Here is a 15,481-nt window from a genome sequence, read left to right on the forward strand (position 1 = left end):
GCAAGATGGGGGCACCTATGGATGAGTCGCTGCCGCGCGGCATCAGCCGTCGTACGGCCCTGGGGTTGCTGGGTGCGCTGACCGCCGGTTCGCTGGTCACCGGTTGCCGCAAGACGCCCGCCACCACCGAGGGCCTGATGGGCGACTACAGCCTGACCGACTGGGTCGCGGACCGAGCCGACGACTACCTGGTCGCGCACCGCGGGGTCGGCGACATCTTCCCCGAGCACAGCATGGAGTCGTACGACGCGGCGGTCGCCTGGGGCGCCCAGGCGATGGAGATCAGCGTCGGCATCACCTCCGACAACGTCCTGGTCTGTCTGCACGACCAGACCCTGGAGCGGACCACCAACCTCAAGGGCGAGCTGGGCAACACCACCTACGCCGAGCTCTCCGAGGGCTGGCTCGAGGTACCGCGGCTGGGTCCGCACTGGGCGCAGGCCAAGCTCAAGGTGCCGCTGTTCGAGGACGTACTGCGCAAGTTCGGCGGCCGGGTGATCCTCGCGGTCGAGGCGAAGGACGACCGCGCCTACGGGCCGATGATGGCGCTGGTGGCGAAGTACCGGCTGGAGCAGTCGATCCTGATCAAGACCTACTTCAAGAGCGAGCGGATCGCCGAGGCGAAGTCACTCGGACTCGGGGTGTTCGCCTACTTCACCTCACCGAAGGAGATGACGCCCGAAACGATCCAGTCGGTCGCCGGGCAACTGTCGCCGCGCACGGACGCGATCGTCGTACCGAACTCCGGCCCGGGCGGCTACCTGGCCGCATCGCTCGTGGACGCCGTCGTGGCGACCGGGATCCCGGTCTGGCCGTACCCGCTGCACCGCCGCTCGGACGTCAAGCACTACCGCGCCCTGGGGATGCAGGGCGCCGTGACCTCGAACATCGGCTACCTGCGTGGCAAGACCGAGCAGGTGACCACCGACCAGTGGGCCGGCGGTCAACTGGTCGCGGGCGAGCTCACCCGGGACCCGTACGACGAGAGGTTCGCCGTCAACTGGGGACGCGGCGGCAGCATCGGCCTCAACGCCGTGGGCACGCAGCACTTCCTCACCCTCGGCAACCTGGGTCCGATCACCTCACCGGTCTACTCGGTCGAGTTCTCCGCGTCGTACGCCGTACTGCCGGCCGACCCGCTCGCGAACCTGACCCTGGCCTTCGGGCACGCCGACGACGAGTACTACGAGCACCGGCTCGGCGCCTCCAACGGCTACCACGCGATCCTGCAGGCGAACGGGGAGCTGGGGCTGTACTCGCACAGTGTCGGCAACCGGCCGGGGACGAAGCTGGCGGTCAAGAAGACTGCGGCGGTGTTCCGGGGTGAGTGGATGCGGTTCCGGCTTGATGTCACGCCGACCACGCTGACCTGGAGCCGGCTGGATCAGCCGGCGAAGGTGACTGTCGCGAACAAGGCGTTCCGGGGTGGGTATCTGCACATCGGGCGTGGCTCCACGGACGGGAGTCTGGCTTTGAAGGCGTTGAAGGTGACTCGCACGCCCTGAGTTCAGTTGCTTTCTGCCAGGCGGCGTTGGCGGCGGGTCAGGACGATGACGACCATCAGAAGCGCAGTACTGGCTATCACCAGGCCGACGGCGACACCTGCGACGTTGTCGGTCAGTTGGTAGAGGGAGATCGGCCAGATGACCAACAGGATCGAACAGCCGACCACCGCGTACGCCGACGCGTGGCGACGTCCGTAGGCGACCAGGAGAGCCGCCGGGCCCGCAGTACCGACGGCCAGGGCCATCACCTCGCCCCGCTCCTGGATCAGCCAGCAGATGGAGGAGCTGAACATCGCGGCGCCGGCCAGCGACCACGCGGTCACCTGATCGCGGACCAGGCCGATCATCCCCATCACGAAGGCGACCAGGATGAACCCGGTCCCGGCGATCCCGGCCGAGTTGAACGCGCCCGGCGAGTCCGCGGTGAGCACGTCGGCGGTGAGCACCAGCACACCGACGGCGAGGATCGCGAAGGTTGCCACCAGCAACGAAGAGCCGGCCAGCCACCAGATCCCGAGCACGGCGAGCGTCAGTGCCACCGCGACCCCGACCACCCGGCCGGTCTCGCCCTCGATCGCGACATAGGTGGCGAACCCGGCCACGCAACACCCGAGCGACGCCAGGGCCGAGCTGAGTTGCTCCCGTCGCTTGAGCAACGCGAGCACGATCGCGGTGCCGAGCAGCACGACGGCCGCGGTGGTGCCGATGCTGATCCGCTCGGCGTGTCCCATCTCGCCCCAGTTGGCGACCGTGAGAAGCGCCACAGCTCCGAGGAGCAGGGCGCCGCCGATGTAGCCGAGGACCTCGGTCAAGGCGGAGGAGTGCACGGCGCTTGGCGGAGTACGGGCGGGTTTTGGTTGTTCAGCGGTGGTGGTTTTCGGTGGCTCGTCGGGGGTGCTTCTTAGTTGATCTCCGGCGGTGCTTCTGGGCTGTCCGCCTGCGGAGTTTCTCGGGTGATCGCTGCCGGTGCTTCTCGGCTGCCCGCCTGCGTTTCTCGGGTGTCCGCCGGCGTTCTTCGGGTGCTCGCTGCCGGTACGGGGCGCGGAGGTGGCATCCGCGTTGGCGGCGATGCGGAGGGCTTCGGCTTGATAAGGGCGCAGGACACCCGCGGACACCAGCCTGGTCAGCTCGTCATCCAGCCGGCTCGGCATATCCGTTCGTTCCTCCTCGCAAGTCTCCGGTCGGGGAGTGCAGAGATCCTGGCGGCCGGATCTTGACGACGCAGCCACTACAGTAGGGCGGCGAGATGCCTATTCTGCTCAGTTACCCCGTGTCCCTGCTCAGTCACCCCCTGTTTTCCGTCCCGGACACCTTCCCGACCTTCTTCCGCAGAGGTAACGACGGGAAGCTGGAAGTGACGGACCAGATCATCATGGTCCCGGCCCGAATTCTCGGCCTGGTCGTCGCGTTCTTCGTGGTCCGCTGGCTGCTGCACAAAGCGATCCGCCGCTTCGCCCGCAAGACCGGCAACGGAAACGGCGCCGTCGCCGGCGTCCTGGCCCGCTCCAAACGCGGCCAGGAATTCGTCGAGCAAACCCTGCTCAGCGACCGCCGCACCCAACGCGCCGAAACCATCGCCTCCCTGCTCTGCAGCTCGGTCACCATCATCCTGACCGCCGTCCTGGTCGTGATGGTCCTGGCCGAACTCGGCTTCAACATCCTCCCGGTGGTCGCCTCCGCCAGCATCATCGGCGTAGCCCTGGGCTTCGGCGCCCAAACCCTGGTCAAGGACTTCCTGGCCGGCGTCTTCATGATCTTCGAAGACCAGTACGGCGTAGGCGACCTCGTCGACATGGAGAAAGCCACCGGCGTCGTCGAGGCAGTGGGTCTCCGAGTCACCCGCCTCCGCGGCGAAGACGGCACCACCTGGTACGTCCGCAACGGCGAGGTCCTCCGAGTCGGCAACCTCACCACCCGCGACCCCGACGCCCCCAGCACCTCCACCACCGGCGTAGGCAGCGCGGCCGAGGCTGCCGACGGAATCGGTCATCTCGAGGCGCCGGCGGAGGAGCCGCCTGCGCGGAGTACTACGGCCGCGCCGGAGCGAGCTGCCGGCGGGCACGAGCCTCGGGACTAGCTGGTGTCGGGCTGGGCGGATCGCCCCACCCGAACTCGCGAATCGGGCTGGCGCGGCGTGCCCACCCGGGCAGGTCGCAGGGCGGGGTCTGGGCGTATCTGAGTCGCGTTGCATTGCGCTCACCGGATGCCCCCACCCGAACTCGCGAATCGGGCCGGAGCGGCGTGCCCACCCGGGCAGGTCGCGGGGCGGGTTCAGGCGCAACTGAGCCGCGGTTTGTTGCGCTCACCGGATGCCCCCACCCGAACTCACGAGTCGGGCTGAAGCGGCGTGCCCGCCCGGGCTGGTCGCGGAGCGGGGTCAGGGCGTATCTGAGCCGCGGTTTGTTGCGCTCCCCGGAGAGGCCCACCCAAGCTCGCGAGTCGAGCTGGAGCGGCGTACCCACCCGGGCAGGTCGGGGGGCAAGTTCCGGGCGTAAGTAGCTCGCGTTGCGTTGCCCCTCACCGGATGGCCGAACTCGCGAATCGGGTTGGAGTAGCGTGCCCACCCGCGCTGACTGCGGGGCGGCGTGCGGGCGCATCTGACCCGCGTTGTGTTGCGCACATCGGATGCCGCCCCTCGGCTGGTCGCGGGGCGGGGTCCGGGCGAATCTGAGCCGGATTGCGTTGTGCTCACCGGATAGCCCTGCCCGAGCTCGCGAGTCGAACTGAAGCGGCGTGCCCACCCATACTGATCGCGGGGCAGAGTCCGGGCGCATCTGAGCCGGATTGCGTTGCGCTCACCGGATAGCCCCGCCCGAACTCGCGAGTCGAGCTGGAGCGGCGTGCCCGCCCAGGCAAGTCGCGGGGCGGGGTCCGGGCGTAACTGACCCGCGTTGTATTGCCCTCACCGGATGACCGAGCTTACGAGTCGGGGCTGAAGCGGCGTGGCCACCCAAGCAGGTCTCGGGGTCGAGTCCGGGCTTAACCGAGCAGCGTTGCGTTGCACTCACCGGATGCCCCCACCCGAACTCGCGAATCGGGCTGGAGCGGCGTACCGCACCCGGGCTGATCGCGGGGCGGCGTCCGGGTGCATCTGACTCGCGTTTGTATTGGGCTCACGGGATGCCCCACCCAGCCCGCGAGTCGAGCCGGAACGGAGTGCCGCACCCCGGCTGGCCGCGGGGCCGGTTCCGGACGTAGCTGAACCGCGTTCCGTTGCTCCCAACGGATGTGCCCACCCGAACTTGCGAATCGGGCTGGAGCACGCGCCCCACCCGGACCGATTGGGGTGCGTGCGCGTGTGTGTTGGAGCCGTGTCGGGTGGGGCCGCTGCGGCCGCCCCGCTTGCGGTCGTGAGGTCGGTCGGCGCTGCGACCCGTCCGGGCTCAAGCCTGTCGCCAAGGTTGGACCAGGGCGACCGGGGGTGGACGCGCCTAGGCCTAGCTCAGTGTTGGCGACCTCGTGGTCCAGTCGGTCACGGTGCAACGTCGAGGTGCTCGGACCGTGCTCGTGTGTGTGGTCTGGGCGTCGTGCTGCTCTTGGTACGGCCGGTTGGACGGCACCGCAACGCTTACCGCGTGCTGCGGTCGAGGGGCATGTCAATCACGCGGCAGACGTCGCTACTGCTCTGACCCGTGGATCCCACTGCTGTAGCCACGTAGGTCAGGCGGTGTCGGGCCATGGGTCGTAGGCGGCTGCTTCTTCGGGGGTGATCCAGGTGACGTCGCTGGTGTGTGGCCAGTGGCGGGTGGGTGTTGGTGTGGGTGGTGCCGGGTCAGTACCGGTGGTGGTGGATGGGGCTGGTTCGGTGCCGGCGGTGGTGGATGGGCTGCGTCAGTACCAGCGGTGATGGATGGGGCTGCGTCGGCACTGGCGGTGGCCGATCGGGCTGGATCGGTGCTGCTGGTGGTGGATGGGGCTGGATTGGTGCCGGTTGTGGTGGGTGAAGGCTCGGTGGCGTCTGTTGTCGTGTCTGCAGGTGAACGACGGCTGGTGATCGCGGCGGTGGTCGGCTCTGCAGGTATTGGGCAGGTGTCAGCGTCTGTCGCCGCGAGAGGTGCAGGGGCAGCAGGGCTGGGCGAGGCTGGTTTTCGATGCCTGCCGGAAGGGCGGTTCGCCCAGGCGGGTGGAGTGACCTTCACCTGATCATCTTCGATGATGACTGTCCAGTGGCCCTGGTGGAGCGAGGTGTGGTCGACGCGGCAGAGCAGGACCATGTTGGAGAGGCTGGTGTCGCCGCCTTCGGCCCAGCTGGTGATGTGGTGGGCGTCGCAGTAGATCGGTGGGGCGTGGCAGACCACGCAGCCTCGGTCGCGGACGTTCAGGGCGTTGCGGATGGCAGGGGTGACGAGGCGGTGTTCGCGGCCGACGTCGAGGGGCTGGCCGGTGGAGCCGAGGACGATGGGGATGATGCCTGCGTCGCAGGCTAGGCGGCGGACCGCTGCCGCTGACAGGCCGTCGCCGAAGGCCAGGTCACCGGTGGCGTGCTTGCCGGCCTCGAGCAGGTCTTTCAAGTCGATCATGACCGTGATGTGCGGCTTGATGCCGCCGCGGGCTGGGAGGTCGCCGGAGTTGAGGGCGATGGTCAGGGCGTCCATCAACGCATCGGCCTGGCGTTTCCCGCGCGGCCTCGGGTCGGGGTCCCCGTCGTCGGTGTTGTGGGGTTTCGCGCCGGTCTGGAGGACTGTTTCCAGGGCTTCGGCGTTCTCGGCGGCGTAGAAGCCGCCGAAGCGGATGCCGCCGTCGTCGGTTTTCTTGGTCCAGACTTCCTCGCGGCGCCGGGCGGCGTCTTCGCGGGGTTCGGGGCCGTCGGTGTCGAGGAGGTTGCGGACCTGGACGCCGAGTGTGCGCAGACCCGAGGGTGAGAGGTGTTCGCCAGCTTCGACCATGCGGAGTTCGGCTTCGGCGAGGTCTTCGACGGCGACATTGGCTCGGGCGGGGATCTTGTCCAGGGCGGAGACGATCGCTTCGGCCTGCCCCATATGCAGCACCACCGCAGCGTCGCCATCGTCGACGTCGGTGCTGTGATCACCACTGGGGGCGGCGAGCGCGGCTGCGACGACCGGGTATTTGTGCAGGCGGGTGGCGAAGTGGACGCGGCGGTGGGCCTCGGTGGGATCGAGACGGTATCGGTAGGTGATGAGCCGCGCGGTGTCGTGGGCACCGACCTCAGCGGCGTAGCCGAGCTGGTCGAGGCGGTTGAGGACGTGGGCCTGGCGGGCCTTCAGCGTTTCGACTTCTTCGTGCAGGGCGTCGTAAGCAGACAGCAGTTCGCTGCCGCTCATCAACACCACCGCACGGTCGTCCATACCTCAAAGGCTAGACGATCCGACCGACACAAACCGGCCGAGTTTCCCCTTATCCACAAGAGGAAACGTCACATCGCAGAATCCAGAAACACGAGTATGCACACCCCGAATCCAGCGACGACGCAGCCCCCACGCCGTCAGAGCAGGCCGACTGCGGAGAGTGACCGTACGCTTGCAGACAAGGATCCGTCCGTCTGCCTGGGGAGGCCTCGTCATGTCCAAACTCCGCCGTACGACGTTCTTACTAACGCTGTCCACCCTGCTCGTCGCCTTGACCGCCGCACCTGCATCCGCCACCTCGAACTTTGCCAGCGGGTTCGAAGATCCGCCGCTGTCGGTTGAGTTCTACGACTACATCGCAGGCCAGCAGTTCGGAGGCTGGACGGTGACCTCAGGCAGCGTGGATCTGACCACCGACTGGGTGGACGCCGAAGGACAGCAATCCCTTGATCTCAACGGATCCGGGGACGGCGCTGTCGCGCGCACCCTGCCTACGCAACTGCTCACGACGTACAAGGTCAGCTTTGCCGTGGCTGGCAATCCGGAAGGGCCGCCGACCGTCAAGAGCGGGACGGTCAAGGTCAACGGGCAGCAGGTGGATGCGTACACCTTCAGTGTTGCCGGGAAGAACAACTACAACATGGGCTGGACCTATCGCAGTTTCTACTTCACCAATTTGCTGTCGGCTTCCGCGGTGCTGGAGTTCGCTGGCACTTCGGCCTCCAGTTGGGGCGCGGTGATCGATGACGTCAAGGTGGAGAGTTGTCTGCTGATTCTCTGCCCGGCCTCGGCCGCCTCGGTCAACCGGATCAGCTGAACGCGAGGATCTCGTCGACGACGCGTTTCGCGGCGGCGAAATCTGCGGCGTCGGCGGGGTCCTCGAAGGTGTAGAGGCACGTGGCGAGCGCCTTCCAGAGGGCCCAGCCGCGGCCGCGCGCCCAGGAAGCCTGGTCCACCGCAAGGCGGTCGCGGAAGAGTTGCCGGGCGTCGGCGGTCAGCAGGGTCCAGGCGACGGCGAGGTCGCAGGACGGGTCGCCGACGCCGCAGGTGCCGAAGTCGATGACGGCTGCGAGCCGGCCGTTCTTGAGCAACAGGTTCCCCTCGGCGACATCGCCGTGGAACCAGCGGTCGACACCGTCCCAGCGCGCATCGAGCGCGGCAGCCCACACCTTGCGGGCCGAAGAGACGTCGACAGCACCGTCCAACGCGGCGAGCGCGCGCTGGACGACCTCGTCGTACGTGCGAAGCGTGCCGCCGCGGTACCAGTTGTGGATCCCGGGCTGAGGCCCGTCACTCGCATCGACACTCCTCAAGGCAGCGAGGAATCCCGCCAGGTCACCGGCAAAGCGGCGAGGATCAAGAATGCGGTCGATGGTCGCGGTCTCCCCGTCGAGCCACTGGTAGATCGACCACGGATGCGGGTACTCCGCGGTCGGCCGACCTTTGCCCAGCGGTACGGGGATCGGCAGCGGGAGGCGCGCCGCGAGGACCGGCAGCCAGCGATGCTCCTTCTCCACCGCCTGCGCGTACTCCGAGGCGCTGGGCAACCGCACCAGCAACTCGGTGCCGAGATGGAAGGTCCAGTTGTCCCAGCCACCCTTGGCGACCGGCTCGACCGGAAGATCGGCCCACTGGGGGAACTGCTCGCCGACCAACCGGCGTACCAGCGCTACCTCGACCCCGACCCGCACCGGCACAGGCCCAAGATCCGGCGTGTCACTCACTTCAGAACCCCCTTCGACCGCAGCCACGCTAGCCGTCGCCCGGCTCAACACTCGAGCAGATCGCACCGGACAGTGGTGCCCAGAGGTGGTCGCGTACGACGTACAGATCCTGCTCGCGTAGCTACTCCTGCTCGAGCAGCCGTTCGCGGGTCTCGGCGAGGTCCCGTTCGAGATTGGCGATGATGTCGACCTGGTGCTGGTTCTCCCGGGCGAGCCGCAGCGCGGTCAGGTGCAGGTCGAGTGCGTCGCGTGGCGAACCCGAGCGGCTGGTGATCCGCGCGATCTGTGCCAGCGCGTCGACCTCGACGAAGACGAGACCGATCGCGCGTGACTCGGCCAGCACCTCGGACGCCTGCTTGAGCGCCTCGGAGGTCCTACCCAGCGCCTCCAGGACCTCCGCGATGCTTGCCCTCGCGGCGATCGCCTGGTGCTCGTCGTGTTCGACGGAGTCGGCCAGGTCGCGCGCCTGCTCGAGCCAGATGATCGCCTCGTCCGGCCGGCCCTCACGCCGCCGCAGGCCGCCGAGACCGCTGCGGACGAGCACCCGGAGATAGCTGTCGTCCGTGCTGTCGACGATCTTCAGCGCCTTCAGGTACAGCCGGTTCGCCTCGGCCCAGCGGCGTTCCATCCGCGCGATCATCGCGAGATTCGTCAGCGCGCCGGCCTGGAGATGCAGGTCGTTCTCGGCGCGGCCGATCTGCTCGGCCTCGCGCCCGTCGGCGATCGCCTGCTCGTAGAGGCCGAGCGAGCCCCGGATGCCGGCCAGCCGCATCACCATCCGGCCGCGTCTGGCGCCGGTGGCCTGGCGAGCGCCACGGGCGTACATGATCTCGGCCTCGCGGTAGTGGCCACGGAACCTGAAGTACTGGTTCAGCACCTCGGCCAGCGTCAACGCGGTCGGGCCGCTCGCGCAAGGGTGATCACCCAGGGCAAGTGCCACCATCGTGCTCCGCTCGGCGTCCAGCCAGGCCAGTGCCTGCTCAGGTGTGTGCAGCGGTGCGACCGTGATTCCTTCCGAGGACACCGAGATCTGGCCACCCGGTTTCCACAGGCCCATCACTCCCGGCTTCCACAGCTCCATCGCATGGGCGGCGGTCGCCGTGTAGTACGTCGCCAGCCGGTACGCCGCCTCGCCGCGTTGCAGCGGCGGGTCCTCGTCCAGTGCGCGACCAGTGGCGAAGATCCGGACCAGGTCATGGACCTCGACCCGCCCCTCACTACCGCTGCTCACCAGATTGGCCGAGAGCAACGAGTCCAAGCACCCCACAGCGTCGGAGATCGGCAACTCGGCCAAAGCCGCCGCAGCCCCGGTGTCGATCCGCCGGCTCGGATGCAGGCTCAGCGCCCGCAACATCGCCCGCGCCGGCTCATCGAGCGCCTGATACGACAGGTCGAGGGCGAACTCGACGCCTTTCTCAATCCGCAGCAACTGCGCGCTCTCGACCAGCCGGTCGACCTGGTCGGCGAGAGTCCAGTCCGGCCGGTCCCTGGCCCGCGAGCCGACCAGCGCCAGAGCCAGCGGCAGATGCGCCGCAGCCTCGGCAAGCCTGCCCAGTACTCCGAGGTCGTCGCTGTCGTAGTCGCGGCCGACCACCCGTCGCAGTACCTCCACCGAGTCCTTCGCCGGCAGCACACCGATCGTCTGGCGGCTCCCCGGCGTACAGGTCATCCGCACCCGGCTCGTGACGAACACGATGCTCCCCGGAGTACCGGGTAGCAGTGGTAGCACCTGCTCGTCACCTGCCGCGTCGTCGAGCACCAGCACGACCCGGCGATCGGCCAGCAGCTCCCGGTACAACCGGGACCGCTCCTCAGTGCTCAGCCCAGCGAACTGCGCCAGCGGAACGGACAGCAGCCTGAGAAGCTCGCCAAGCACCGCACCGGGATCCGCCGGCGGCCGTACGGAGTCGTAGCCACGGAGGTCGACGAAGGCGACGAAGTCGGGTTGCTCGGCACCGATCGCGTCCTGGGCGGCTTGGCTGACCAGCCAGGTCTTCCCCGAGCCAGGCATGCCGTCGATCAGATGCACAGTAGGCCCGTCGGCGACAGTGCGCCTCAACCGACTCAGTTCCTCGCCACGGCCGACAAACGTCGGACGGACCGCGGCGAGCTCCGGGACGACCTCAACGATCCGCTCGTCCCTGATCTGGTCGACAACGGACTCGTACGCCCGCCGCCAGGCCGCGCCGCTGGCCTCGTCCCCCGTGAGCGCGGTGGCGATGTCGGCCACCAGGTCGACGTCCAGACGCCGCCGCCCGGGTTGGAGGCAGCGGTAGACCGTCTCGTACGCGACCGGCGAGGCCACCCGGTCCCGGCGCAACTGGGCCACCCGGCGCTGCAGTTCGCGGTACGAGACGCCGGCCGCCGACCGCAGCCGCTCCAGCCCGGCACTGAGATCGCTCAATGTCCGCACACCAGCCGGTACGGCGGCCGCGGGCCGGGCACGCTCAATGCTCACGTTTGTCCTCGCCGAGGTGATCGAGTTCGATCGGAAACCGCTGGACCGATGTCCAGGCTGGCTAGCTTGCCCGCTACCAACGGGAAAGGAAATCCACCTTGCGCTCCAACAAGCTTTTCTCCGCCCTCCTGGTCTCCGCCGGGGTCGCTGTCACGCTGGCCGTACCGGGGACTGCCAACGCCGCGGCTCTGGAAGACTGCACCGGCAGCACCAACCACCAGGATCTGTCAGCCGGCTACAACTCCCTGAACTCCGGCGCTGCGATCCGCTCCGGACCCAAGGTGGCTTGCAGCGTCCGCGGCACCGGCCCCTCGGCTGTCGCACTGCACTGCTGGGCAGTCAACGAGGCCAACCACGTCTGGTGGTTCGTCAACATCAGCGGCAAGGCGACCAAGGGCTGGGTCTACGAGCCCAACATGTACTACACGGTCGCGCGGTACGAGTCGAACCGCTGCAAGGTCTGAACACGCCTCCGGCGCCGGCCTACGCGGAGGCCGGCGCCGGAGCTGTGCGGTGTCAGAGCTGGGAATCAAGCGGTGAAGGTGACGTCCAGCGTGATCGTGGTCCCGGACAGCGCCTGCGAGACCGGGCAGTTCTTCTTCGCCTCTTCGGCGAACTGCGCGAACTCGTCGGCGGTCAGGCCGGGGACCTTGCCGTTCACCGAGAGCTTGATGCCGGTGATGCCCTCACCGGGCTGGAAGGTGACGTCGGCGGTGGTGTCGATCGACTCCGGCGCGTTGCCGGCCCCGGCCAGCGCGTGCGAGAGCGCCATCGAGAAGCAGGTCGAGTGCGCCGCCGCGATCAGCTCTTCCGGGCTGGTCTTGCCGTTCGCGTCGTTGGCGCGGGAGGCCCAGGACACGTCGTAGGTGCCGATCCCGGACGACTCCAGGGCGACCTGGCCGGCGCCCTCGAGCAGCGAGCCTTCCCAGTGGGCCTTGGCGGTGCGAACTGTTGCCATGCTCGTCATCTCTCCTTGAAGCTCAGTTGCCGGACACGTCGATCGCGCCGGGGTACGTCGGTTCGTCGGTGTTCACCATGCTGTGCGCGGCCATCACCATGTACGTCCAGATCTCCTGGTCGCGGTCCGGCTCCAGCTTGATCTCGTCGAGCGCCGCCCGCATGTGGTGCAGCCAGCGGTCCCGGGCGCTCGGGGTGACCGCGAACGGGTTGTGCCGCATCCGCAGCCGGGGATGCCCGCGCTGCTCGGAGTAGGTCCGCGGACCACCCCAGTACTGCTCCAGGAACATCCGGAACCGCACCTCGGCCGGGCCGAGATCCTCCTCCGGGTACATCGGGCGCAGTTCCGGGTCGGTGGCGACCCCGCGGTAGAAAGCGGCCACCAGCCGGTGGAAGGTGTCAGCTCCGCCCACGGCCTCGTAGAAACTCTTCGGCTCGCTCATCGTCATCAGTGTCTCAAGACGCCGAAACGTGCCGCACGAGGGCTTCCCGTTCGGCCTCGAGCAGCTCCCGCTTGGCGTGTGTCGCACCGTCCACCGCGACCAGCACCGACACCGCCGTGGCGTAGACGTCCTCGCCGCCGGCGGTGCGATCGACGATCCGCGAGCCCAGCGTGTACGACGTACTGCCGACCGCGTCGACCCAGACATCCACGTCGTACGGCGGCTGCCGCAGCAGGATCGGGCGCTTGTAGTCGACCGTCTGGCTGACCAGCACCACCGGGTACTGCGCGAAGTAGTCGCCCTTGACCCCGACCAGCTGGGCCAGGAACAGGATCCGGGCCTCCTGGAAGTAGTCGAAGTACCGGACGTTGTTCACGTGGTCGTAGGAGTCGATGTCGGACCAGCGGACCAGCACGGGATGGGTGAAGGTCACGAGCCCACCAGCTTCTCCAGCGCCGCGCGCTCGACCGGGGTGATCCGGCGCAGCCGGTTGGCGGCGAAATCGAACGGGACCAGCCGGGTCCGGGCCTCGACGTACGTCGTCCGCGAGCCGTCCGCGGCCAGATCGAGGATCTCGTAGTCGACCATGAACGAGGCTGCCTTGATCTCGCTGATCCACAGCTCGATCGTCACCGGCTCGGGCCGGAAGACCAGCGGCCGCCGGTACTGCACCTCGTGCCGGGCGACCAGCAGCCCGGTCTCCAGGTTTTCGGCGCCGAGCTCCTTGGCGGTCCGGAACAGGAAGTCGACCCGGGCGTCCTGCAGGTAGTCGACGTACCGGCCGTTGTTGACGTGGCCCATGGCATCCATGTCGCCCCAGCGGAGCGGACAGAGATATTCGTGCCGGTTGTGATGAGCCACACGGCGATCATCGCATCCTCACCATCCCGGCGGTGACCGAACGTGGGTAATGTCATCCCGGAGTACTCACTGGTAGTTCACACACAGGCACAGCGAAAGCAGGCGGAGATGAGCGAGCAGCAGCGGGTGGCGATCGTGACCGGGGCGGCCCGGGGAATCGGCGCCGCCGTGGCGTCTCGGCTCGCCGCCGACGGCAACGCGGTCGCGGTACTGGACCTGGACGAGAAGGCCTGCGCCGACACCGTGGACGCGATCGTGGCGGCCGGCGGCAAGGCGATCGCGGTCGGCTGCGACGTGAGCAAGTCCGACCAGGTGGCCGCCGCGGTCGAGCGGGTGGTGGCCGAGCTGGGCGCGCCGACGATCCTGGTCAACAACGCCGGCGTACTGCGCGACAACCTGATCTTCAAGATGTCCGAGGACGACTGGGACACCGTGATGTCGGTGCACCTGCGGGGCAGCTTCCTGATGTCGAAGGCCACCCAGTCGCACATGGTCGAGGCGGGCTACGGCCGGATCGTGTTCCTGTCCTCCACCTCCGCCCTGGGCAACCGGGGTCAGTCCAACTACGCCGCCGCGAAGGCCGGCCTGCAGGGCCTGGCCAAGACGCTGGCGTTCGAGCTGGGCAAGTTCGGCGTCACCTCGAACGCGATCGCCCCCGGCTTCATCGAGACCGACATGACGGCGGCCACCGCGGCCCGGGTCGGCGTCGACTTCGAGGAGTTCAAGAAGGCCACCGCCGCCACCATCCCGGTGAACCGGACCGGCACCCCGGCCGACATCGCCGCCGCCGCGTCGTTCTTCTGCAGCGAGGAGGCCGGTTTCGTCTCCGGCCAGGTCCTGTACGTCGCCGGCGGACCCCGCAACTAGGAGCTCTGACAGATGCAGACTTTCACCGGTGTGGACGAGGTCGTCAACGCGGTCGGCACCCAGCTGGGTGAGACCGACTGGCTGGAGATCACCCAGGAGCAGGTGAACCAGTTCGCCGACGCGACCGGTGACCACCAGTGGATCCACGTCGACGTCGACCGCGCCGCCAAGGGCCCGTACGGCGGGACGATCGCGCACGGCTACCTGACCCTCAGCCTGATCGCCAAGTTCGGCGAGCAACTGCTGTCGATCGAGGGCGTCGCGGCGAAGCTGAACTACGGCGTCAACAAGGTCCGGTTCCCCAGCCCGGTGCCGGTCGGCAGCCGGATCCGGGCCGGCGCCTCGATCGCCGGCGCGCAGGAGACCCCGGCCGGTGTCCAGGTCTCGCTGCAGTGGGTCGTCGAGCTGGAAGGCTCCACCAAGCCTGCCTGCGTCGCCGAGACCGTCGTACTGCTGGTGCGTTAGAGCGGACAGACGAGCACTGAGTGGGTTGCCGCCCGGCGGTAGCCCAACCAGTTGTTGACGGCAAGCATCGGTTCGTTGCCGTCGTAGTTCGCGGTGAAGGCGCCGACCACACCCGCTGCCGCGGCGCGATGCAACGCGGCGCACTTGACCAGCTTGGCCAGGCCGCGGCCGCGGTGCTCGGGCATCGTCGCGGTCATGTTCGACCAGATCTTGTGATAGCTGCCGACCCCGCGGGTGAAGCCGATCACCTCGTCGTCCTGCAGCGCCGCGACGCTCAGGTCCAGCATCATCCCCGGCGCCTGCCAGACGGTGACCAGCCAGTCGTCGTACGGGTGGCTCTCGATCCTCGCGTCGCCCGGTTTGGTGCGCTGGGCAACTTCATCGGCGGCGTGGACGAGCCGCGGATCCACCTCGTCGAGTGGCGCCAACCGCACCCCCGCCGGTACTGCGGGAACCTCCGGCGCCGCCCGTGGATCGATCCCGGCGTAGTGCACCTGCCTGGTCTGCCGATAACCCCAGCGCGCCGCCCACTCCCCCGACGCGGGCTCGGCGAAGACCCGGACGCTCACCGCGCCGGCCGCCTTCAACCGTTGATGAGCCCGCTCCAGCATCCCGGACCCGGCACCCCGGCTGCGGTACTCCGGATGCACGATCACCCGGAGCTCGCCGCTGACCGGGTTGGAGCCGGCGGTCAGCTGCGACGAGCTCCAGCCGACCAGCCGGCCGTCCTCGGTCGCGGCGATCGACGTCCGGCTGCTGGAGTCCGCGTGCCGGGCGATACTCGCCCGCAGCAGCTCCACGGTGGTCACGGACCACGGTTCGACGAGTTCGTAGAGGGCAACCACGGCATCGGCGTCGTCCGGTACGGCAGGTCTGATCTCCATCTCGATGCTCC

Annotated in this window: 15 protein-coding genes; 6 read left to right on the forward strand and 9 right to left on the reverse strand. The window is 68.4% G+C overall.

The annotated features are described in order from the left end of the window. Positions 1-17 precede the first annotated feature (17 nt). Positions 18-1,505: a glycerophosphodiester phosphodiesterase family protein gene (locus tag AB0P21_RS09415; protein ID WP_363695155.1), complete on the forward strand. Its 1,488-nt coding sequence runs from the start codon at positions 18-20 to the stop codon at positions 1,503-1,505. 2 nt (positions 1,506-1,507) lie between these two features. Here the strand turns inward: AB0P21_RS09415 and AB0P21_RS09420 are convergent, their stop codons facing one another. After that, positions 1,508-2,317, reverse strand: coding sequence for a hypothetical protein (locus tag AB0P21_RS09420; RefSeq protein WP_363695157.1), 810 nt, complete (start codon positions 2,315-2,317; stop codon positions 1,508-1,510). Positions 2,318-2,859: 542 nt separating this feature from the next. Here AB0P21_RS09420 and AB0P21_RS09425 point away from each other — a divergent pair. Next, on the forward strand, positions 2,860-3,582 hold the full coding sequence (locus AB0P21_RS09425) for a mechanosensitive ion channel domain-containing protein (protein WP_363695158.1): 723 nt from the start codon (positions 2,860-2,862) through the stop codon (positions 3,580-3,582). A 1,540-nt stretch (positions 3,583-5,122) separates the two neighbouring features. Here AB0P21_RS09425 and AB0P21_RS09430 read toward each other — a convergent pair. Beyond that, complete coding sequence (locus tag AB0P21_RS09430) at positions 5,123-6,811, reverse strand: DUF222 domain-containing protein (protein WP_363695160.1); 1,689 nt, start codon at positions 6,809-6,811, stop codon at positions 5,123-5,125. 271 nt (positions 6,812-7,082) lie between these two features. Between AB0P21_RS09430 and AB0P21_RS09435 the strand changes: the two genes are divergently transcribed. After that, on the forward strand, positions 7,083-7,628 hold the full coding sequence (locus AB0P21_RS09435; RefSeq protein WP_363695162.1) for a DUF642 domain-containing protein: 546 nt from the start codon (positions 7,083-7,085) through the stop codon (positions 7,626-7,628). Here the strand turns inward: AB0P21_RS09435 and AB0P21_RS09440 are convergent. Next, the gene (locus AB0P21_RS09440) at positions 7,621-8,535 is read right to left on the reverse strand and encodes an aminoglycoside phosphotransferase family protein (protein ID WP_363695164.1); all 915 of its coding nucleotides are present in this window, start codon (positions 8,533-8,535) and stop codon (positions 7,621-7,623) included. The genes AB0P21_RS09435 and AB0P21_RS09440 overlap by 8 nt on opposite strands. Positions 8,536-8,656: 121 nt before the next feature. Then, the gene (locus AB0P21_RS09445; protein ID WP_363695165.1) at positions 8,657-10,993 is read right to left on the reverse strand and encodes a tetratricopeptide repeat protein; all 2,337 of its coding nucleotides are present in this window, start codon (positions 10,991-10,993) and stop codon (positions 8,657-8,659) included. Positions 10,994-11,091: 98 nt separating this feature from the next. On the opposite strand from AB0P21_RS09445, the gene AB0P21_RS09450 reads away from it, so the two are divergent. Next, positions 11,092-11,457: a hypothetical protein gene (locus tag AB0P21_RS09450; RefSeq protein WP_363695166.1), complete on the forward strand. Its 366-nt coding sequence runs from the start codon at positions 11,092-11,094 to the stop codon at positions 11,455-11,457. A 65-nt stretch (positions 11,458-11,522) separates the two neighbouring features. On the opposite strand, the gene AB0P21_RS09455 is transcribed toward AB0P21_RS09450, so the two are convergent. The 4 genes from AB0P21_RS09455 to AB0P21_RS09470 are packed head-to-tail and all read right to left on the reverse strand — an operon-like array spanning position 11,523 to position 13,254. Next, the gene (locus tag AB0P21_RS09455; RefSeq protein ID WP_363695167.1) at positions 11,523-11,951 is read right to left on the reverse strand and encodes an OsmC family protein; all 429 of its coding nucleotides are present in this window, start codon (positions 11,949-11,951) and stop codon (positions 11,523-11,525) included. 22 nt (positions 11,952-11,973) lie between these two features. Next, on the reverse strand, positions 11,974-12,393 hold the full coding sequence (locus AB0P21_RS09460) for a globin (RefSeq protein WP_363695168.1): 420 nt from the start codon (positions 12,391-12,393) through the stop codon (positions 11,974-11,976). Between the two features lie 13 nt (positions 12,394-12,406). After that, a complete protein-coding gene (locus AB0P21_RS09465; protein WP_363695169.1) occupies positions 12,407-12,826 on the reverse strand; it encodes an acyl-CoA thioesterase in 420 nt (139 codons plus the stop codon). Then, positions 12,823-13,254 (reverse strand): thioesterase family protein, encoded by a 432-nt coding sequence (locus tag AB0P21_RS09470; RefSeq protein WP_363695170.1) that lies wholly within the window; start codon positions 13,252-13,254, stop codon positions 12,823-12,825. The genes AB0P21_RS09465 and AB0P21_RS09470 overlap by 4 nt, the downstream gene beginning before the upstream one ends. A gap of 108 nt (positions 13,255-13,362) precedes the next feature. On the opposite strand from AB0P21_RS09470, the gene AB0P21_RS09475 reads away from it, so the two are divergent. Both AB0P21_RS09475 and AB0P21_RS09480 read left to right on the forward strand, forming a co-directional pair. Then, positions 13,363-14,121 (forward strand): SDR family oxidoreductase, encoded by a 759-nt coding sequence (locus tag AB0P21_RS09475; RefSeq protein ID WP_363695171.1) that lies wholly within the window; start codon positions 13,363-13,365, stop codon positions 14,119-14,121. Positions 14,122-14,133: 12 nt separating this feature from the next. Further along, positions 14,134-14,586 carry a MaoC family dehydratase gene (locus AB0P21_RS09480; RefSeq protein WP_363695173.1) on the forward strand — a complete coding sequence of 151 codons (453 nt, stop codon included), beginning with the start codon at positions 14,134-14,136 and terminating at the stop codon, positions 14,584-14,586. Here the strand turns inward: AB0P21_RS09480 and AB0P21_RS09485 are convergent. Next, positions 14,583-15,470: a GNAT family N-acetyltransferase gene (locus tag AB0P21_RS09485; RefSeq protein ID WP_363695175.1), complete on the reverse strand. Its 888-nt coding sequence runs from the start codon at positions 15,468-15,470 to the stop codon at positions 14,583-14,585. The genes AB0P21_RS09480 and AB0P21_RS09485 overlap by 4 nt on opposite strands. Between the last annotated feature and the right edge of the window lie 11 nt (positions 15,471-15,481).

This window comes from Kribbella sp. NPDC056861 (genome assembly GCF_040687575.1).
Lineage (GTDB): Bacteria > Actinomycetota > Actinomycetes > Propionibacteriales > Kribbellaceae > Kribbella.

Bases quoted from the DNA above. Each gene is read 5' to 3' on its own strand.
- AB0P21_RS09415 (WP_363695155.1), top strand. From the start codon at position 18: ATGGATGAGTCGCTGCCGCGCGGCATCAGCCGTCGTACGGCCCTGGGG.
- AB0P21_RS09430 (WP_363695160.1), bottom strand. From the start codon at position 6,811: ATGGACGACCGTGCGGTGGTGTTGATGAGCGGCAGCGAACTGCTGTCT.
- AB0P21_RS09455 (WP_363695167.1), bottom strand. From the start codon at position 11,951: ATGGCAACAGTTCGCACCGCCAAGGCCCACTGGGAAGGCTCGCTGCTC.
- AB0P21_RS09460 (WP_363695168.1), bottom strand. From the start codon at position 12,393: ATGAGCGAGCCGAAGAGTTTCTACGAGGCCGTGGGCGGAGCTGACACC.
- AB0P21_RS09485 (WP_363695175.1), bottom strand. From the start codon at position 15,470: ATGGAGATCAGACCTGCCGTACCGGACGACGCCGATGCCGTGGTTGCC.
- AB0P21_RS09480 (WP_363695173.1), top strand. From the start codon at position 14,134: ATGCAGACTTTCACCGGTGTGGACGAGGTCGTCAACGCGGTCGGCACC.
- AB0P21_RS09475 (WP_363695171.1), top strand. From the start codon at position 13,363: ATGAGCGAGCAGCAGCGGGTGGCGATCGTGACCGGGGCGGCCCGGGGA.